At 63.0% G+C, this 19,227-nt stretch carries 19 protein-coding genes and 2 pseudogenes; 10 read left to right on the top strand and 11 right to left on the bottom strand.

Annotated elements, in window-relative coordinates; all coding sequences use genetic code 11:
• Window positions 1-518: 518 nt before the first annotated feature.
• Window positions 519-1,220, bottom strand: a complete 702-nt coding sequence (locus tag ABS642_RS10520) for a nucleotidyltransferase domain-containing protein (protein ID WP_350353294.1) — start codon at window positions 1,218-1,220, stop codon at window positions 519-521.
• A 41-nt stretch (window positions 1,221-1,261) separates the two neighbouring features.
• Between ABS642_RS10520 and ABS642_RS10515 the strand changes: the two are divergent.
• A pseudogene (locus ABS642_RS10515) lies at window positions 1,262-1,357 on the top strand (ATP-binding protein); the annotation flags it as partial.
• Between the two features lie 156 nt (window positions 1,358-1,513).
• On the opposite strand, the gene ABS642_RS10510 reads toward ABS642_RS10515, so the two are convergent.
• On the bottom strand, window positions 1,514-2,080 hold the full coding sequence (locus ABS642_RS10510; protein ID WP_350353293.1) for an ABATE domain-containing protein: 567 nt from the start codon (window positions 2,078-2,080) through the stop codon (window positions 1,514-1,516).
• Window positions 2,081-2,346: 266 nt separating this feature from the next.
• Here ABS642_RS10510 and ABS642_RS10505 point away from each other — a divergent pair, with 266 nt between their 5' ends.
• From ABS642_RS10505 to ABS642_RS10475, 7 genes and pseudogenes are all read left to right on the top strand, one after another.
• On the top strand, window positions 2,347-3,444 hold the full coding sequence (locus ABS642_RS10505; protein ID WP_350353292.1) for an MFS transporter: 1,098 nt from the start codon (window positions 2,347-2,349) through the stop codon (window positions 3,442-3,444).
• The gene (locus ABS642_RS10500; protein WP_350353291.1) at window positions 3,437-4,795 is read left to right on the top strand and encodes an MFS transporter; all 1,359 of its coding nucleotides are present in this window, start codon (window positions 3,437-3,439) and stop codon (window positions 4,793-4,795) included. Before ABS642_RS10505 ends, ABS642_RS10500 begins: the two co-directional genes overlap by 8 nt.
• A gap of 415 nt (window positions 4,796-5,210) precedes the next feature.
• Window positions 5,211-5,528 (top strand): annotated as a pseudogene (locus tag ABS642_RS10495) (recombinase family protein).
• Between the two features lie 21 nt (window positions 5,529-5,549).
• Entirely contained in the window at window positions 5,550-5,756 is a 207-nt protein-coding gene (locus tag ABS642_RS10490; protein ID WP_350353290.1) for a hypothetical protein, read from the top strand.
• 117 nt (window positions 5,757-5,873) lie between these two features.
• The gene (locus ABS642_RS10485; protein ID WP_350353289.1) at window positions 5,874-7,688 is read left to right on the top strand and encodes a translation initiation factor IF-2 N-terminal domain-containing protein; all 1,815 of its coding nucleotides are present in this window, start codon (window positions 5,874-5,876) and stop codon (window positions 7,686-7,688) included.
• Window positions 7,685-8,791 (top strand): hypothetical protein, encoded by a 1,107-nt coding sequence (locus ABS642_RS10480; RefSeq protein WP_350353288.1) that lies wholly within the window; start codon window positions 7,685-7,687, stop codon window positions 8,789-8,791. The genes ABS642_RS10485 and ABS642_RS10480 overlap by 4 nt, the downstream gene beginning before the upstream one ends.
• Before the next feature lie 430 nt (window positions 8,792-9,221).
• The gene (locus tag ABS642_RS10475; RefSeq protein ID WP_350353287.1) at window positions 9,222-10,133 is read left to right on the top strand and encodes a hypothetical protein; all 912 of its coding nucleotides are present in this window, start codon (window positions 9,222-9,224) and stop codon (window positions 10,131-10,133) included.
• 53 nt (window positions 10,134-10,186) lie between these two features.
• Here ABS642_RS10475 and ABS642_RS10470 read toward each other — a convergent pair whose 3' ends face one another.
• From ABS642_RS10470 to ABS642_RS10445, 6 genes are all read right to left on the bottom strand, one after another.
• Window positions 10,187-10,981, bottom strand: coding sequence for a toll/interleukin-1 receptor domain-containing protein (locus tag ABS642_RS10470; RefSeq protein ID WP_350353286.1), 795 nt, complete (start codon window positions 10,979-10,981; stop codon window positions 10,187-10,189).
• Between the two features lie 202 nt (window positions 10,982-11,183).
• Window positions 11,184-11,795 (bottom strand): hypothetical protein, encoded by a 612-nt coding sequence (locus ABS642_RS10465; RefSeq protein WP_350353285.1) that lies wholly within the window; start codon window positions 11,793-11,795, stop codon window positions 11,184-11,186.
• A gap of 352 nt (window positions 11,796-12,147) precedes the next feature.
• A complete protein-coding gene (locus tag ABS642_RS10460; RefSeq protein WP_350353284.1) occupies window positions 12,148-12,753 on the bottom strand; it encodes a hypothetical protein in 606 nt (201 codons plus the stop codon).
• 331 nt (window positions 12,754-13,084) lie between these two features.
• Window positions 13,085-13,336: a hypothetical protein gene (locus ABS642_RS10455; protein ID WP_350350995.1), complete on the bottom strand. Its 252-nt coding sequence runs from the start codon at window positions 13,334-13,336 to the stop codon at window positions 13,085-13,087.
• A 404-nt stretch (window positions 13,337-13,740) separates the two neighbouring features.
• A complete protein-coding gene (locus ABS642_RS10450; protein WP_350353283.1) occupies window positions 13,741-14,115 on the bottom strand; it encodes a hypothetical protein in 375 nt (124 codons plus the stop codon).
• 280 nt (window positions 14,116-14,395) lie between these two features.
• On the bottom strand, window positions 14,396-15,019 hold the full coding sequence (locus ABS642_RS10445; RefSeq protein WP_350353282.1) for a histidine phosphatase family protein: 624 nt from the start codon (window positions 15,017-15,019) through the stop codon (window positions 14,396-14,398).
• 384 nt (window positions 15,020-15,403) lie between these two features.
• On the opposite strand from ABS642_RS10445, the gene ABS642_RS10440 reads away from it, so the two are divergent.
• The gene (locus ABS642_RS10440) at window positions 15,404-15,721 is read left to right on the top strand and encodes an NUDIX domain-containing protein (protein ID WP_350353281.1); all 318 of its coding nucleotides are present in this window, start codon (window positions 15,404-15,406) and stop codon (window positions 15,719-15,721) included.
• A 165-nt stretch (window positions 15,722-15,886) separates the two neighbouring features.
• Here the strand turns inward: ABS642_RS10440 and ABS642_RS10435 are convergent, their stop codons facing one another.
• Window positions 15,887-16,429 carry a GrpB family protein gene (locus tag ABS642_RS10435; protein ID WP_350353280.1) on the bottom strand — a complete coding sequence of 181 codons (543 nt, stop codon included), beginning with the start codon at window positions 16,427-16,429 and terminating at the stop codon, window positions 15,887-15,889.
• A 558-nt stretch (window positions 16,430-16,987) separates the two neighbouring features.
• Here ABS642_RS10435 and ABS642_RS10430 point away from each other — a divergent pair.
• Window positions 16,988-17,455: a GNAT family N-acetyltransferase gene (locus ABS642_RS10430; protein ID WP_350353279.1), complete on the top strand. Its 468-nt coding sequence runs from the start codon at window positions 16,988-16,990 to the stop codon at window positions 17,453-17,455.
• 171 nt (window positions 17,456-17,626) lie between these two features.
• Here the strand turns inward: ABS642_RS10430 and ABS642_RS10425 are convergent, their stop codons facing one another.
• Both ABS642_RS10425 and ABS642_RS10420 read right to left on the bottom strand, forming a co-directional pair.
• Complete coding sequence (locus tag ABS642_RS10425; RefSeq protein ID WP_350353278.1) at window positions 17,627-18,265, bottom strand: HD domain-containing protein; 639 nt, start codon at window positions 18,263-18,265, stop codon at window positions 17,627-17,629.
• 25 nt (window positions 18,266-18,290) lie between these two features.
• Window positions 18,291-19,223 (bottom strand): NADP-dependent oxidoreductase, encoded by a 933-nt coding sequence (locus ABS642_RS10420; RefSeq protein ID WP_350353277.1) that lies wholly within the window; start codon window positions 19,221-19,223, stop codon window positions 18,291-18,293.
• Window positions 19,224-19,227 lie beyond the last annotated feature (4 nt).

The following is a 19,227-nucleotide window of genomic DNA, read 5'->3' as shown; positions in this document are numbered from 1 at the left end:
GCTCGGCAGCAGATCGAACCATCTCGCACCCTGGGAACTCACTACTCCAGCACCATTCTCGGTTTGCCATGCTCAGTACTCAGCCACAACATCTCCCGAACGGCAAATGAGGCGGCCGCAGGCGTGCTTGCGTCCAAATTTCATGCGAGTTAGTAGCGCTCCACGTTCACGTCCCTCGATGAATCGTGCACCGTGTGGGGGCGGTCCAGCAGAACATGTCGCCACAGAGCGATCGACTGCACCCGCAACCGCCGAACACCGCTACGAGAGTCGTGTGAGTCCGTGGATAGGCTGGTCGAGTAAATGTAGGGAGCCGATCCTTGCTTGGAGTCGCCCTCGTTCTCGGCGTTGCGAGGTTGCTGTTCGCAGAGCGCCTTCCGCAATGGTGGCGTCCGGCGTCTGTGATCTTCGTGGTGCTGTCCGCGGGCATGTCCCTGGCATGCTCTATTAGCGACTACCGCCGCAAGCGCTCCCGCTCGCAGGACGCCGTTTCCGGAGGGCCTGCGGGATGCCTCAGCTCAGTCTGGGCGTCGGTCTAGCTTCGCGCGGATCGCTTCCACGAGATCATCGATGAGAATTAGCTTCTCTTGCGCGCGGGTACGCACATCCGGATGAGTGAGCATCGTTCTCAACCGAGCATCAAGACGTTCAGGAGCAGGAAGGTGGAGCAACCTGTCGAACGTTCGCATGTTCGATACGGGCGAAGGAACGACGTCATTCATGAGAAACAGCGACTCCACCAGTCGCTGCATCGACAATCCCATGGAGTACCCGATTTCGGTGTCGTCACCCCGACTCGCAGCCTCTGCAAGTTTTGGTCGCACGTGCTCCCAGAACTCCACGTGCTCGACCAGAGAGGACCGTCGCGGACGATACGACTGGAGGGCCCTTGTGCCGGCGGCAACCAGGGATTCAGCGTTACGTCCGGACTGGACGAGAACAACGCCGTCAGTCCACGCGTAGGCCCAGGCGGGGACCTCTCTGGCAAAAGCTTCCAGCCAGCCGTCGAACGTTCGGGTGATGAGTTCTATCCGCAGGCCGTTGACCTCGAGGATCTCAAATCCGACAGAAGTTGGACCGATCGCAACGAGGTCCACGTCCGAAGCAGGCCGGTGAGCGTTCTGCGCGACGGATCCGTGCAGAACAACGCCGGTCGCACGCCCGTCACCCAGGAGTCTCGCCGCAACTCGCTCAGCTGTTCGATAATGACCGTCCGCCATGTTACTCACGATAGAGGTCCGGTGCTCCAGTAGGCCAAACGCCTCAAATCGGCCGAGTGCTGAAGATCAACGAACTCGAGACCATCACGGACGATGTCATCGAAGCCGCAGCCAGCATCCTCGTCACCGGCAACTAGCGCCACGAAGCGATCGCAGAACACCGCCACCTAACGAGCAACTTCACAGCGAGGAGAGCGTCGACTGACTCATGAACGGTCGTTTGCGAATAGCCCCGTATGGTGTGCTCGAAGTCACGGCGAGATGGGTGACGCTCCCGCCCACGAAGGGACGTGTCACGGTGACGGCGTAGGTGGGCGAACTGTCATTTTGCGCCGCGCGCGGTATGCCTTGGCCTTGGACTTGTCCCCGCACTCGCGCATGCCGCACCATCGCCGGGACGCGTTGCGCGAGATGTCGATGAAGACGCGGCTGCAGTCGTCGCCGACGCATACCTTGATTCGGTCAGACGGCCATGTCTCGAGCACGTGCAGGGCATCGCGCGCGAGGGACGACAGTAACTGCGAGGCGTTTCCGGTGCGCCAGAGCTTGTCATCTTGCCAGGACACAGTGAGCGGAGGAGACGCCGCGATCTGGTTCACCAGATCGACGGCCTGTCGCGGCAGGCGGTCGTCGCCGCGAGCGCGTATGGAGAGCAGTCGGTAGATGGCCTCGCGCAGCTCCTTCGCCCGCTCGAGATCGGCGGGCGTGGGGACCAGCCCAGTCTCGACCAGCCCTGCGTCTGAGGCCCATCGCGCAAGGTCGTCCGGTGCCGAGAGGAGTTCGTGGGGCTGATCATGGTGCCTGTAAGCGAGGGTGGCCGTCAGATCCGCTGCCGCCGTTCCCGAAACGAACGTGAACATGTCACCAGCTTGACAGGTGACGCCGTACGCGTCAAGGCTGGAGTCACCACACAAGCCAGTGATGCGAGCTAACGAAAAGGAACGGGTGATGAACCGCGAGACCGCATCGGAGCTCTTCCACCCGATCGCCGCGCATGCCAGAACGCGCGAGAGCGACCGCGATGTCACGTGAGGTGTTGCGGACACATCGACGTCGGGCACTGGCGGTCTATGCGTCCGCGGCGTGCTTGCTCCGTGGAGCGGATGCAGCGGCTATCGTCGGGGTCGTGCTCGCCGCGCAGACTGTCAGCGTTGGAGCGGGGACCGGAATTTTGGCCGCATGCTTGACGCTTCCGCACCTCGCCGGTCCGCTCGTCGCGCCGCTTCTGGACCGGTGGACGGCGAAACGGGCCCTGCTGGCGACGGCGGGAGTCGTGTATGGCGTGGCTCTGCTTGGGGCTGCGATCCTCTTGGTGTCTTCCCTGGTCTGGGCCTCGGCGGGATGTCTGGTCGTCGCCGGTGCCATGGGCCCGATGCTTACCGGCGGTCTGAGCAGCCGCCTTAGCGATCTCGCGGGGCGTTCCTCGCGAACCGCCCGCCGTGTCCAGGGGATGGATGCGCTGACGTACGGCATTGGCGCATCGATCGGCCCGGCCTTTGTCGGAGTGTCCGCGGCGGCGTTCGGCCCGTTCTCGGCGATCGGCGCGACCGCGGTGGTCGCCATCATCGGTGCCGCGTTGATTCTGACACTACCGCGGGTGGTCGACGGCAAGAAGGAAGGCACCACGGCAAATCCTTGGCGTGCGGTGTCGGTCCTTTTCCGCGAGCCGGGCTTGTTCCGGACGACGATCATCACCGCGATCACGGCCATCCCTCTCGGCGCCATGCCGCTCATCGCGGTCGCCAGCGCTGAGCAGGCCCGGATGCCCGCCGCGAACACCGCCGGATTGATGACCGCGTTCGGTGTGGGCAATCTCCTCGCGTCTCTCGGGGTGATCATGGTTCCGCTTCGGGGCGAGGCTAACCGGCTCGTCATCCGCACCGGAGCGGTCGTTGCCGCCACGTTCGGGCTGGGTTTGCTGGTCACCTGGCCACCGATCGGATATGTCGTTTTCGCCCTCATCGGTGCGGCATCCGGGGTGCTTTTCACGGCGAGCCTCGCCGCGCGCTCTGCGTACTCGCCCCCGGGTGCGGCTGGACAGGTCTTCATCTCGATGGCCGGAATCAAGGTCGCGTGCTCCTCGAGCGGAGCCGCTCTTGCCGGGGCGTTCCTCCCGATCGGTGGTTTCGCGATGTTCGCCATTGCCACCGTCTTCGCTTTCGGTGCTCTCGGGATCGCTGCTCTCGATCGTCGACGCCCGCTCGACCCCGCGACCGATGTCTGATTCACACGCTCGTCGCGCGATGCTGGCGATACCTGTCCTCTGTCTGATCCAGTTCGTGGACGTGATGGGGGTGACCAGTGCGACCACGGCCATCCCTGCGATTCTGATCGGGCTCGACGCTCCTCAATCAGCGGCAGGCCCCCTGGTAACCACGTACGCCGTGTTCTTCGGCGGTCTGCTTGTGGTCGGTGCCCGCTTAGGCGATCGGTTCGGACACCGCCGTATCCTCGCGCTAGGGGTGGTCGGGTTCGCGCTGGTATCGGTCATCGGCGGGCTTGCCGAGTCGCTTCCGCAGCTGCTGGTGGCTCGGTCCGTCCAAGGCGCCGCCGCTGCAATCTCGGTGCCGTGCGCGCTCCGTCTGCTCCTTCACGTCGCACCGCAACCCGCGGCTCGCCGTAGCGCCCTGGCCGCATGGAGCGCCGCCGGTGCAGCCGCCGGTGCCGCCGGGTTCGTCGTTGGCGGCGTCCTGGTGGAGGGGTGGGGTTGGCCAGCCGTCTTCTGGATAAATGCCCCGCTCGGGAGTGCGCTTGCCCTTGCGCTGCTGCTCACTGTACCCCGGTTGCGACCCGATACCGCGGGGACAAACCTGGACCTACTGGGTGGGATACTCCTGATCGGTGCGGTGATGCTCGCCGTCGCCGGGGCAGCGAGCATCGAGCAGAGCACGAGCATCACCCTGGCCGCAACGCTGATCGTAGCCGCTATGCTCGTCGCCGTAGCGTTCGGGGCACGGATGCGGCGCGCAAGCCAGCCATTGATCTCGCCCGCCGCATTCACGTCACGAAACCTTCGCCACGGAACACTCCTGTCTTTCGTCAATACAGCCACCACGAGCAGCTCGGCTGTCCTGGCCACCCTCTACCTTCAGGGCACGCTCGAACTCAGCGCCGTCGCCGCAGGCCTGACACTCATGACCTTCAGCCTCCTCGTCGTGGTCGGCTCTGCCGTGGCGAAACCGATGCTCTCCCGGGTTTCGACTCATCGTGTCGCAGGGGCAGGCCTGGGAGTGATTGCCCTCGGGAATCTCGCCCTCGTCATCGCCGGGACCACGGCAGCAGGAATTGCCATCAGCCTCGGACTTGCCGGCCTGGGCATCGGACTCGCGTCCGTCGCCGCAACCAGCCTCGGCACCGACGTGCCCGAGCGAATCGCCGGTAGCGCCAGCGGAATCCTCAACACCGGCGCACAACTCGGCACCGCTTTGGGAACGGCCGCCATCGTCGCCATAGCCGCGCTCAGCAGCAATTCTGTCGGCTGGATCGTCGCCGCGATCGGTGCCGCAACGACCGCTCTCTGGGCTGGCGTCCCGCCGCATCGACCCAGAATCCGCCGAGAAGAGACAACTGCCTGAGGGACACGTCAACGCACCACTACTGCTGTGAGCAGTCAACTCGCCGCACCGCGGACCCCCTCGTCACGACTGTATCCGCGTCTCTCGGACGCGATAGGTGAAGTGGGTCAACCCTGCGGCGATCCGGAGAGGTGGCTGTCAGCGCCGATCCAAACCACGGGAACGCGGTGCGATCCTCCCGCGCGTGCGCTGGTCAATATTGCGTAGCGTCTGCCTCCGCGTCACCGATGCCTTGACTCTCAATCTCGCGTAATGAAACTCCGACATGGGCAGACGTGCCACTATTTGACGCGCGCATTGAGCGACATCTATCGTCGCGAGTCACACTAGGTGCGCGACACGCCGACGCTTGACCTGCCGAAACCCCCTGCCGAAACCCTAAACGCGCCGGAACTATGGCGGTACCGTTTTCGGCATGGCACACGAAGTCGGTTACGCCCGCGTCTCGAAGCGAGAGCAGAACCCCAAGGCGCAGGAAGCGGAGCTGCGCGCCGCGGGCTGCGAACGGGTGTTCGTTGACCACGGCGAGTCCAGCCGCGTCACCGATCGGCCGCAGTGACTGGCCTGTCTCGACTACCTCCGGCCGGGGGACACCCTCAAAGCTCGCCGCCTCGATCGGCTCGCTGGTAGTGAGCGCGTTCTGATCGAGACATTGCAGGACCTCGACGCCCGACAGGTGAACATCGTCAGCCTCACTGAACCGCTGATCGACACGACGACGCCGATGGGTTGAGCCCTCTATAGCATTGTCGCGGTGTTCGCACAGCTCCGCGTCGACACCATCCGAGATAACACGCAGCGCGGCCTCAATTACGCACGCAGTCAAGGCCGCGTTGGAGGGCGGCCGAGCGTGATGACGCCCGAGCGCATCGCGACCGCACAGCGGATGCGCGCCGAGCAGCAGAGCTGGGACAGCATCGGGCGCGTGCTCGGAGTAGGAGCCTCCAGCGTTCGCCGTTGACTTTCCGTCGTTGACTAGTGAGATCAGCCGAGAATCTTCAGTAGTTGTTGCGATGATGATTCACAGGCGAACCGCGCGGGAACTCTCGATGTCGGCGTGCCCCGAGAAGCGGAGACAATGATGTCCAAGATGCGTGTGCACGAACTGGCGACCGAGCTGGGCCTCGACGCAAGAGTGGTCATGCAACGCCTTCGCGATCTCGGTGAGTTTGTGAAGTCGCCGTCGTCGACCATTGAGGCACCCGTCGCGCGAAAAGTGAGAGTGTCCTTCGGCGCACGACCTCCGAGACCCGGCTCGCCTCGCCCATCGCCCGTCCGGCGAGAACATCTCTATCCGCATGTAGATCGACCTGATTTCGATCCGACAGCCCCCTCCGCCCGGCAATTTGGGTGGAGGTCGGGAGCAGTCCCCGCTCCCAACAGCCCAGATCTGAAGGCGAATATCGAGCGGGTTCGCTCGAGGTTTCCCATCTTTGGGGATCACCTTGATGCGTTCCAAAGCCTGGGCTCTCAGGTGGTGTACGCAGGGTTCTGCCGACAAGAGGGATTCAAGGACTGTGCTGTTGTACATGTGCGTTTCAGCGCAGCCATCGAAGCGGGATTTGGGTTCACCCGTGAGGTGATGATCTTCTACTCACCCCATGAAGATCTGCAAGGACGCACGCTGCACTTGGCGCTCAAGGAGCTGGCAAAGACTGACCGATCCGTCACGCCGGACATCCTCTTCATGTGGTCACCAGACCAGCGACTGCGCATCAAGCTAAACGATTGGTCACGACCCGCGAAGCTCGCGATCCCCCTCTTGATCGATGACGAAGATGAACTGTCCTTGATCACTCTGCTCCGCAACTACATCTACGCCAGGGATCTGTTCTACATGACAACTCCCGTCCACGGCGCGAGCTTCTTCGGCCGACGAACTCTGCTTCAGTCGTTGCGGGACGACGTATTCAGCCAGCAGGTGGCAGGCGTGTTCGGCCTCCGAAAGTCGGGCAAGACCAGCATTCTCATGCAGTTGAAGGAGGAACTGAAGGAAGACAAGGTAGTCACGGTACTCATGGACCTGGAGACGTTTCCCGCACCGCCTGAGGACCCCACAGACGATATCGTTAGCGATCTTAGGCGTCGCCTCATCGAAGAGCTAAAGTCCCACAGCTTGCGAACGCAGGAGCTGTCTCAGCTACCGGATCGACCGAGCATCCTAGAGCTGAAGAACGCTCTGCAGGCGATACTCAAGCGACTTCACAAGGATGGACACCGAGTTCTCGTGCTTCTCGATGAGATCGAGTACCTGACTCCCGCTGATCGCATTGATATTGCGGAGGGGGACATGCCGCGGGTAGCGCAGTTCCTGTCCGCGCTCAGAAGCATCGTGCAGGAGTCAGAGAATTTCACGTTCATACTCGCCGGTCTGACGAGCGCGATCGTCGAGGGCGGACGCTTGTACGGCCGGCCGAATCCGTTGTTCTCGTGGGCGAAGGCCGTCTACGTGAAGCCGTTGGAACGGGAGGAAGCCGACGTTCTAGCTAGCACGGTCGGCGGAAAGATGGGGATACAAATCGAACCGGGCGCGCTTGAGGCACTTCACGAGGCTTCCGGCGGCCATGCGTTTCTTTATAGAAACCTGAGCTCGGCGGTCGTCGGACACCTGCCAACGGACGATTTCCAGCGGACGATGACCCGAGCGTCCGTGCTGACGGAACTCACCGACTGGAAAAGTCGTATGCAGGGCCACATCGAGGAGATCGTGCAGCACGTCAAGCGGTACTACGCCAACGAGGCGGTGATGCTCGACGTGTTGATGGAGAGCCCCGCTGACTTCAAAGAGTTGGCGCCATCGGAGCGTGTAGCGGTCCGACGGCTGAAGGATCTCGGGTTGGTTCATGAACACGATGGAGAGTTTGAGGTTAGCGTGCTCTTGGAATTGGTATGACTGCGGTCGATTACTCCAGCTGGGTTGAGGTAGTCCACCGACGAGCACGACAGTTCGGACTAGTTTTCCTGCAACTAGGTTCTAGCAACGAGCCCGCACGTCGTGCGTTGTTGAACTCGCCCGCCGTTGCCATGACGGCCAGGGAATACCTCGACGAAAGTCACTCGGCCGACAGCGTCGCCACAGTTGTCCTAGACGGAATGGAGTCGATGGCCATTCCGGATTCCTCGATTCCGATGGGCGTCCTCCGTGAACGAGTGTTGCGGGACGTCGACGAGGGCACGCGAATCGTGCTGCTCTCACGCGCGCCGCGTGTCGCGTTCCCTCCTGCAGTAGGAAGCCAGCTTCTCGACGACGCGAGCTTGGTGCATGCGCCGCCCATCGAAGGTTCGACGGTCGAACAATGGCCAACGTGCGCCGACGACGGGATCCCTCCGGGCGAAGTGCTCCGTCGCACTGTGGCGGAATTGGGGATAGACGTGTGCGCGTCGCTCGATCGAGTGATCTATGAGAGTTCACTGACCGGGGATCACGCTCTAAACTCCTTGAGCGCACGCGAACTGGAGGCGCTCGATGGAGCCGGTGTCACCGTAGCTGAGGGCATGACCCGCAAGTGGAACTTTCCCCAGCATCTCGTCCCGCTGAGGAAGGCGCTCGATGAGGCCCTGGCTGATGCGCTCGAGCCGCAGCGACAGCTAGCAGAGGTTTCCGCCGGTCTTTGGAAAATCGAGCGCTCGATCCGCCAGGTGATTCGTCGGCGGGCTCTTGCAGCGTGGGCCACAAACTGGCGCTCTCAGTGTTTGAACGGCGACCTAAGGACCAAGGTTCTCGAACGCGCCACCGACTCGGCGTACCTCGGGGCCACGACCATAAAGCAACTTCGAGACCCTCTTGAATGGCTTTCTCTTGGGGAACTGCTGCAGCTGAGAGATCGAGCGGAGATCGGAGCCCTCGGGCTCAGCCCTGCTCACTGGCGCCAGTTCGGCGTTCAAGTGGTGCCGATCCGAAATCGACTTGCTCACATGCGAAATCTCCGGCCTGAAGATGCAACGGAGATCATCAAGTGGCAGCGCATTCTCGATCTCAAGCTATCGGCTGACTGAACATAATCAGCCCGCCCCTGAGCCAGGGGCAGCTTGCGCGAGCCGCGGCACGGGCGATCTGGTAGACGCGGCGAGTTGGCCGCGAGCAAACCGTCGGGACGCCGAATGGCCCTCGAACCTGCCGCCGCGGCGCAGAGTCGAGGACCACCCAGTTCGTAGCAGAGGCAGGTTGCACAACGCACTCTTGCCCTTGCTCCCTGTCCGTCAAGTTCCGGGAAGTCCTGACGGGGCTTGGCTGCTACAGGAGATACTGTAGCAGCGATGGTCGTCGAGCGCAACATAGACATTGCTAGTATAGCACAGTCGGGCCGAAAGGCGACCAAAATATGGTTTGAGTGTGGGCCTACCCATCGCTTGTGTGATGTGGCAAAGATCGTCTGCGTGGCGTACTATGAAATACCTCAAGGTAATCTCCGGGAAGAAGGCGAAGATGGGCGATCTGGCCGCCGCGCGGCACATCGCGGAGTTACTCAATGCTCGCCTGCAGCGTCCGAGGATAGCCGTGCGGTCATCCTTCATCGTCTCCTCGGACCCGGACACGCCACCCCCCATGACTCTCATGCTGCGAGGAGGTCGAGGGGGAGAGGTCAAGCTGAAGCTCTTGCTCTCGATGCTCTGGGTTGCCGTGAGAGAGCCCTACGATGTGTCACAGCCGGCACGCGTCTGGGCTGAACTGATCGGTCTGGATGAGCCAGAAACTAAGGGCGCCGCTCGCGTTAACGCAGCTATACGACGCCTGGTGGAAGGTGGATTCCTTGCAGCCGAGAGGCGCCCCGGGAACCCCTCACGTCTGTTCCTTCGGGAAGAGACCGGTTCTGGAGCGCCATACTCGCACCCTGGCAGTCACTGGATAACGAAGAAGGCCAAGAAGGATAAGGACGCGCCGCGCTACACACAGTTGCCCGCAACCCTTTGGTTGAACGGCTGGATCGCAGCGTTGTCTGCCCCCGCCCTGGCCATGCTGCTGATTCTTCTCGAGCAGACGCGAGGGAAAACATTCGAAGGGCTGTGGTTCGCACCCTCAGTTGCGGCGAAGCGATACAAGCTGAGCGAGACCACGCGGCGTAAGGGCATCGACGAACTGGTACAGCTCAACTTGGTATTCGTCGATCGCGTCCCGATCGGGAGGGGGACGCTGGGCGCGATTCGTGAAAGAAACACTTTCACGGTGAACCTGCCCCGCCTCGAAGAGCACCCAGAAGATAACCCGGAGATACTTCGGATCGTGAGTGCTGGCGTCCGCCCGCGCCGACGCGCCAGCGTGCTTGAGGACCGGCTCGACAAACTAGCCGCAACGACCGTCAAGCCGCCCGCGCCTGCCGACAACTCACGTAAACCCTGAGATCGTCCACACGTTCTCAGCGTCCCCGCCCACTTGCAGGTGCCTGCACCAGCTCACGAAGTAGGGAGAATCGCGGCGGCGATCTTCGCCGCAATATCCTGAACGCTGTCACGGGCGGTCTCGAACCCGGCGAGGTCGGGAAGGATGCCGCTGTACTCGGCTACCTGGGCGAATGTCACGTTGTGAAGGACCGGGATCAGAGTCTCTTTGTGCAGGAGAGCTCCTAGTTCCCGCTCGGTCCAGAAGCGGCCAGTCAGGTAGGCCGGAGTCAGAAGTGCGATGCCGCAGCGCGCGGATCGCAGGCCCTTATCCATCTGGAGGGCTTGGCTCTTGCCCGGGGTGATTGCCACCTCGTCGAACCACACAGATGCTCCGAGCTGGTCGAGTTCCTCGCGGAGCGCAATGCCGACCTCGCCCCCATCAATACGTGCGTAGCTCAAGAACGCGTCGTACTCACGCTCGGGGTGCTCCGCAGCGCGTTCTTGCAGGCGGTCGACCAGCTCAAGCTCGGAAGACGTGTACCGAGGACCAGTGGTGGCGACGGACCGCAGCTGGCGGTTGATCTCAGCGACCATGGCGCGATTACGGTCGTTGACTCGCTGATTGTTCGTGTTGACACGCTGATTGTGGGAGTTGACGCGCGCGACCTCAGCGTTGTAGGCGTCCACGCGGCGCTGCTGGGCCTGGACGACCTGTTGATTGTGTTGCGCGGCTCTGCGGTTGTGCTCGTCCACGCGACGCTTATTCTCGCGGTTCACGCGGTCCACTTCAGCTTTGTACTTGCGCTCTGCTTCACGCTGAGCGGCGCGCAGCTTGGCTTCGATTTGCGCTCTGCTGAGTCCTGCCATGTCGTTGCCTCTCGCGATGGGAGCTGGTTGGGTTGATGATAGGGCTCCCCTCGGACACCATGTCCCCTACTGGTGACCCGGCGTAATCAAGACCGGCGTATTTGAGCGCCAGCATCCCCTGCATCCCTCTGGGTAACCGCGCCACAAACGATCGTTTTCGACTGCGTCGCGCTCCATCGACGCCCTGGCGCTTTCGCGTAGTTCAGCGCGGCCAGTAGGGCCGAGCGCGAGCGGCGAGTGCCGGCACCATGCTCGCATCGATCTTCACACGCGTCTCGTCGATGCCGAGTGTCGGCCATTGCATGACCAGTTCGACCGGTCCGGCTGGCGGCAGAGGCCATAGCCACAGGTGGTCCGCGGAGGAGTACGTGCTCCCTCCTCCGCCGCCTCCTTGCTCCCGACGGCTGAGAGTATGCCCCTTGGGTTCGATCATCGGATCGCTGCCACCGAAGAACGGGGATGCGTCGGTCACGATCTTCTCACCGTCTGCGAGCACGACCCCGAAACGCAGCCGACCGGCTACGTCGACCAGACCGCCGTACGACATGTGCCCCATGAACGCGCCGCACAACTCATTCCACTCCGTCAGGGGGAGACCCTTTCGACGGAGGCGCCGCTCCACCCGGAGCTGGACCCCCTCACGGTGAACGTCGATCCCCACGAGTGCGATCGCGACGTGGTCTGTCACAGCCAGGAGCTCGGAGACGGCCAGCAGTTCAGGCAACTCGTCCTCGGGCGCCTGCCACCAGGTCGGCTGCGACGATTCGGTCTCTTCCGGTTCGGGGATTACGGGGTCTGGCGGAAAGAACGACATGCCGCCAGCCCACCATGCCGCTTCCGGCTCCGCAAGGGCAGCGTGAATCCGGCTCTTCTCTGGCAGCTTCCCGCGCCAAGATCGGCGCATCGACCTGAGGGTCCGTTGATCGCCCCGATCCGGTCACGAAAGGTGATCTCCAGCCCTGCCGAAAACGATCGTTTGCGGCATAGTGGGCCGACAAGCGCTGAATCGAACTCCAGAAACGTGCGCCGAAAACGGGTTTCGGTGAGCGTATTCGGCGGGGCAAGCTAAAGGCGCGCTGGCGATCCCCTATCTCGCACGAAGGGCATCGGCGGCTGCGCCGAGAGCTTCATCGTTGAGCGGAAGCAGGCTCACTGTTGTCCGAAGCTCAGCCCGCATCGATCGCTGGAGGCTTGGTGGTATCGAAGGTCACTGCGATCCCACGAGTACGAAGCTTCTCAACCGAGGATGCAAGCGCCTCCTTTGAGGATTCGTCATTGCGCACGGGAGGGGCCACGATCAGCCCGGATCCGTCTTCCTCAAGCGACACGCTCATTCCAGCGAAATCCGGTACAGCCTGAGCCAGTTCCATCGCAGCGGCCAGCAGGTCTTCGCGACTATGGGCGGATCGTGCTATCTCAAGGTTGATGCCTTGATCCCCTGCTACGGCAACCAGGTCGGCAAGTTCACGCGGTACTTCGCCAGCCCAGGTGACGGCGTATCGTTTCGCTGAAACTTCGATCTTGCCAGAAACCACATGCCCCGAGTCGCTCTGCGCCGAGATCTGCGAGACCTGGTTGGCTAGTGCCGAGTAGGGTTCCTGAGCGGCTTGGCGCGCAGCTTCTTCGGGGGTGAGCTTCGACCCGTCTTCCGATGGGGTTTCTTTGATGTCGGCCGGTACTCCGGCCGATGGGGGTGCAGCGAAGGCCGCGCTACTTCCCCAGAGCATGAGTCCGACGGCTACTGTCACAGCGACCACTCGCGATGCTCGCATGTCTTTTCCTCGTCCCTGAACTTCTCGCGCGTTGGGCGAACTGTATCTGAGTTCTATCCTCTGGGGAACCCATGATGGCCAAACGTACGTTCACCGAGGCAGGACATAGGTCTGAGCCGTCCTCGTCGTACACGACGCGGGTATCTGCAGGTCAGAGATCCCGCCAGAAACGATCGCTTGCGGCGCGGTACCACTCGGTTCCCCGGGCGGTCGCCGCTAGTGGGGTCCGGAACTTGGTTCTTGCAGAGGCTTTCGGCTGGTGTCGCGACCGCACGTACTAGCGGTCGAACTGAGGAGGGCGCATTGCAAGCAACTAGGTCCCTCCGGTGCGTTACCCTCCGACGAACCCGGTCGTGACAACCGTGAACCCCGCGGCTTCGCACGCTGCTAAGAGTTCAGCCCCGGGGGCGCCCTCTTCTGCGGAGAGGAGAATGTCGCTGGGCGTCAGGAGCGACTGCGGCTCGGTGGCAGCGTCCTGCACGACGGCGAGGGCGTCGGCGACCTGACCGTCGTCAGCGGCAGGGAGGTTGTGGAGAATCCGAAGAGCACGGGCCGCCCACTGGTCCAGCTCGTCTTGTCCCATGCGTTCGCTGTAGAACGCGGATTGGACGTTGTGCAGGATGGTCTGCACGTCGCCCACTCCCGCACAGGTTCTTTCATCATCGGCTGCGATCGACTCCGCCGTCGCCCCGCTTGTCGGGGTTTCTGTTGCCGTTACGGGCTGTTCAGTTGAGCCACTGTTGGTCACGTCGCCGGATGCGCTGCAACCGGTCGCACTTGCGAGGATGAAGGCGCTAGCGAGGATCACGGTAAACCAACGTGAACGGTGACCAGGTCGAGAGCGCGTCATGGCGTGAGCCTACTTGTCGAACCGGTCGTCGGTAATGGCGGCGATGGAACGTGCCCTGCGCGCCGGACCCTGACGTACCTTTCGTCTATTCGGGCGGACGCCTCCACGCAGCCGTGTAAGCGACGCCGTTGAGCGGGCTAAGCGCGGTTCCACTCCGGAGGCGGGTACTCGCTGAGGGGAGGCGGCGTAGCGAGCACTGCGATCAGCGTCCCCAGCACGAGGACCGTGCTCAGTCCCACGACGATCCATACCGTGGCACGCCGCGCGCGCGTCGGGCGGCCGCCGCGCAGCCCCACAAGCACGGCAGGGAACAGCAGCACGTGCCAGACCACAAGCGCGATGATGCCCATCCCGATACCGATCGCCCGCTCGATATCATCCGAATCGGTGTACTCGATGACCGTGACGCCTGGACCCGCCAAGCTGAGGCCGGCTAGGCCCAGCATGAGATTGCCGAAAAGTCCGATAAGAGTGGCTGCGGTGGCCAGGGAGACACTTCCGACGATCCGCACGGCCCCATATTGGCACGCGACAGCGCGTCAGCCAACGCCCAGCCATTCACCGTCCGAAACGTCCGGCCACGGCTTTCATGGCCAGAGTGTGATCCGCCGCCGCGACGTAAACTGGGCGCCGCGTCGTATGAGGCCATGACGACGGATTCCGGTCGTTGCGTGGTGTTTGGTACTGCGATACTGCCAAAACGCTCGTTTGCGGCTCAGATGCGTAACTCGCAGACGGGCGTGCTCGAAAATGGTCGCCAGATCTCACCGTGTTCTGCAGGACTCACGTGACTCATGAGCCGAGGTGGGCGGTGTCGTTCAGGTGAGCGACCGTGCGGTTGTGGAAGTAGTCGTCTTCAACCAGTCGGGTGATGCTGCCGGAGTCCACCTTGAAACTCGCGTGGGTGAGAGCATCGAGCGGCATGCCGATCCAGCGAGCGATGACCAGGGTCGCGGATCCTCCGTGGGTGACGATGATCTTCTGCCGAGGGGAGTCGGACAGGATCGTCTCCATGCCTGCGTAAACGCGACGCGCCCATTGAAGTTTCGTTTCGGCTCCTTCGAGACCTTCGTCATGGTCCATTCGTTCGCCGTCCAGCGGTGGCGGCACGAATCTCTCACGGAACCAGGCATCGGGCTTGCCCTCGCCGGCGCCGTAAGACTTCTCGCGTAGCTCGGCCAGCCATATCGGCTGAAGATCCAGTTGCTCCCCGATAGCAGCCGCGGTTTGGGCGGTCCGGCGAAGGTCGGAGCTATAGAGCGCTGGGTCCGGCTGCACGCTCGTTGCAAGGGCCGATGCAATTCGTTGAGCCTGTTCGACTCCGCGCTCTGTCAGTTCCGAGTCGAACCATCCTCCGACGCGATGTTCCACGTGATGGGTTGCTTCGGGGTGAGTCACGACGAAGAGTTCTTTCACATCCGCGATCTAAGCACGCCAGTGCGCATCAGCTTGCGCCCACTCGGTGTTCGCATGGCCTGCCGCAAACGATCGTTTCTGGTGACCTTGGTCGAGCGACTCGGTCGCTATCTAGGGTGGGCAGATGGAAGGTCAACTCGAAACCCGGTGGAGAACAGTCGGACGGACGGTCGTGCATCAGGGGCGCGTGACGTTGGTCGATCACGAAGTACTACTTCCAGACGGCTCCCGCTCGCAGTTCGTAGTCGACGAGAGTTTGCCGTTCTCGGTCGCGGCGCTCGTCGTAGACGGAACCGATGTGCTTCTCTCTCGCCAGTATCGGTACCCGCTTGACCGCTGGATATACGACCTCCCAGGAGGAGGCGGTCATCCGGACGAAAACCCATGTCGGCGGCGCGACGGGAGCTCGAAGAGGAACTGGGGGTAGTTCCGGAAGATCTGCGACATCTGCACACCTTCTTCCTGAATCCCGGCCGCGCCTCGTGGCCGACGCACCTCTTCATCTCAACTGGGGCACTCAACCCGGGAATCGCTGACACTTCGGATCCCACCGAGCAGGTGCAGCTGGCGAGGATGCCTCTTGCGAATCTTGATGACCTCATCCGCCGGGGCGACATTGTGGATCCGCCGCTGATCGTCGCTCGAGCTATTGCTGCGGCAACGGGTGATCTTCCCCCACTTGGCCCCGCGAGGACAGGATGACCGATTTGCCGGTTGCGGGTTGTGAAGGACGTTTGCGAGCAGTCGTCGGAGCCTGAAGCCCCCCGCCCGAAACGATCGTTTGCGGCGAGTTAGGGGAAACGGCCCCAGAACGCATGCCAATAACGTCAACCTCAACCGTGTATCGGTGGGGAGTTTCGGTGGCGTCTACTGCTGAGAGCCTAGGTGCCGCGCGACGACCTCGAGGATGAACGATTCCTTGCCGAGGTTATAGTCAGCGCGCTCAACAACAGTCTCCGCCAGACGTCGTTTCAGACCCTCGTACTCTCGGGCGAGAGAGACATCCCCACGGAGCGCGTCACGGAAGGCCAAATGTTCCTCAGCCCAAGCTGAGCCGGCCTCGCAGACATGGATGTGCACGTTGCGCGCGCGTCCCGCTGGCGGCCGGAGGAAGCGAAAGTCAGCTCCGCGAGCCCGCAGTACCATTCCCAGGCCCTTCAACGCGGGCAAGTAGGCACGTTCATCTGCGAGATTCGGCACTTGGACCTGCATGTCGATGACCGGCTTAGCTGCGAGCCCCGGCACGGAAGTCGAACCGACGTGATCCACCCGAACGGGGAGCGGCGAAAGCGCCTGCCCGAGGCGCTCTTCCCAACTGCGTCCGATCGCAGCCCATTCGCCGGACGGATCGTGAACCTCCACAGCCTCACCGATCGGTTGGTCGAACCACTCGACGTCCGCTTCGCTCATCGCTCCAGTTTGCCCGAGAACCGTTCCCCAAGGTTGCCCCGCACGATCAGGGCTTCAATCCTCTGCCGTGGTCGACACGTCGCCGTAAACGATTGTTTTCGGTGAGGTTGCCGCCCCGGTGACCGGGCGCGCGACACGCCGAGGATCAATCCGCCGAAACTCCCCGCCGAAATCGAATCGCGCCGAAACCTGGGCGGTAGCGTATTCGGCGGTCGCACTCGCCTCAATCGCGACAGGCACTCACACTGGAGGATATGGACTTCAACGGAGTGGTTCCCGTCGACGCAACCGATCCAAGCATTGCGGCTGAGGCCCGCATCCAGGCGCTGCCATACCCAGTGATCGAGCTGCAGCCCCAACCTGCCGTTACACGGGCGCCAATTCCGGGTTTCATGGAGAGCGCCGGCACCCTCGGTCTAGAGTCCTCGTCGGTGTCATTCACATACACGCTCTGGCGTCACCCAGAGAATCACGCCGACCCCCGCAACGAGATCGAGCTCGTCAGTGCTGATCGATGCGTGACCGACCGAAGGCGGCCGCAGTGAATATGCTTCGGTCATGTCGGTACGCAGAGCATTAGAGGCGGACGTTGATCGGTTGGGTTCCCTCAGCGAAGGCATCCAACGGCTGCACGCGGAAGGAAGGCCCGACCTATTCAGAGCGCCTGATCGTGAGGTGCTGCGTGCGTTCCTTGCTGAGCAACTGGCCAGCGGGGCGATCCTCCTCATTTCAGAACTTGACGGTGCGGCCGCGGGCTACCTGCTCGCAGAGATTAGCGCGCGACCCGCGAATCCATTCCGGCAGGCGTCCAAGAGCCTGTATGTGCACCACATCGCGGTTGACCCTGCCCTGCAGCGTCGGCGCATCGGCCAGGAGCTGATGGACGCTGCTGTGGCTATCGGGCTAGCAGAGAACGTTGATGCCATGAGACTCGACTCGTGGTCTTTCAACACGAGCGCTCATGCGTTCTTCGAGTCGGAGGGATTCACGCCACTCAATGTGGTCTTCGAACGAAAGCTGCTCTGACAGCCAGCAGCGGTAGCTCGGGCGCACCGAAACCCGTTGCCGAAATCGGGTTCCGCATAACCTTTGCGGCATCCCGTTCCGCCAACGCGGTGCGGCAACGCCGCAAACGATCGTTTCTGGCGAGTATGGCTTGATTTCTGTGTCCCCTGTGCCGCACGGATAATCGGCGTGTTATTCAGGCCAGGCGTTGCCTCGTATGGTCTCGACGAAGTCCTGGCGCACGAATCCGGGCTGGAAATGGGCGAGGACATCGGCATTCACATTGCCGAAGGTGGTCTCCGGGCGACGGGCGTTGCCCTTGGTGAACGCGGCGAGGATGCGTCGTTTGAAGTCGGGGCGTGGGTGCGCGGCCGTGACGGCTGCTCGATCGGCGTTCGTCAGGGCACCCAGATCGAGACCGAGCACGTCGGTCTCGACTCCGGCGGTGAGGAGAGCGATCTCGGGCGCGAGGAACTCAGGGACTCCGGGGGTGGTGTGCAGGGCGATCGCGAGCCAGACCGCTCCGGCGTCGTCTTCCGACGCCCCGTGAGCGATGAGGAAATCCCGTGCGGCGTTCGCTCCGTCGACCTCGAATCTGAGATGCGAGGGGCGGTATGCCTCGGTCAGCCCGATGTCATGGAAGAGGGCCCCGACGTACAGCAGCTCAAGATCGGGATCGAGTCCGCGGGCGCGGCCCTGCAAAGCTCCGAACAGGAAGACGCGGCGGGAATGGTCGAACAGCAGGTCGTCCTCGTGCTCCCGGATGTAGGCGGTCGCTTCCTTCACGAGCGTGGTGTCGGGGATGGTGATGCCCGCGATGACTTCTGGCATGAGCAATTCCTTTCGATGAGGGCGGTCAGTGTGCGATGTCGGGTTCGACCAGGCGAATGATGGTCTTGCCGCGTGTCCGCTCACGCCGCACGAACGCCTCCACAGCCTCAGCGAGCGGACGCACGGTTCCGATCAGAGGAGCCAATCGCCCGTGGCGCACCTCGTCGGCTATCGCTGAAAGCGCTGCTCGATCGGGCTCGACGACGAAGAAGACGGCGCGTCCGTTCAGCGGGGTCGTCGCCGGCTGCTCCGCGATCGAGACGACGACCCCACCGTCTCGGACGAGCGCGACGGATCGAGCGAGGATGTCGCCGCCGATGACGTCGAAGAGCACGTCCGTGGGTCCTGCAGCGTCGAGAGGCTGCGTGTCGAGATCCACGAACCTGTGAGCGCCGAGACGGACAGCCGTCTCGCGGTCGGCCGCGCGGCCCGTCGCGACGACGAAGGCACCTGCCGCTCGAGCAAGTTGCACCGCGATCGAGCCGACACCACCGGCGCTGCCGTGGATCAGGACAGTCTGCCCAGCCGCGAGCCGCGCGTGATCGAACAGGCCCTGCGAGGCGGTCAGCGCCGAGATCGGCAGAGCCGCGGCGGTCTCATGCTCGATGTCTGCTGGGAGGGGAGCGAGATTGCGCGCCTCGACGGCGATGTACTCGGCGAGCGAGCCGTCTCTCGCCCAGTCGGCGAATCCGAAGACCCTCTGGCCGAGCGTGAGACCCGTCGTGCCGTACCCCAGCCCGACGACCACTCCGGAGAGTTCGTGACCCGGGATGCTCGGGGTTCGGTCGCGCCCCGCGCGGTCGGTCCAGGTCGCCGGCCAGTCGAGTTCGCCCGGAGTGAAGCCGGCCGCATGCACGCGAACGACGACGTCGTTTTCCGCGGCGTGGGGGTAGGGCCGTTCCGTGAGCGTCAACCCGCTCACCCCGGCTCGGCGATCGGTCACCGTCACTGCACGCATGATC

This window comes from Microbacterium sp. A8/3-1, assembly GCF_040267695.1.
Classification (GTDB): Bacteria; Actinomycetota; Actinomycetes; order Actinomycetales; family Microbacteriaceae; genus Microbacterium; species Microbacterium luteolum.
Note: the sequence above shows the minus strand (reverse complement) of the source record. Positions and strands in the feature narration are given on the sequence as shown.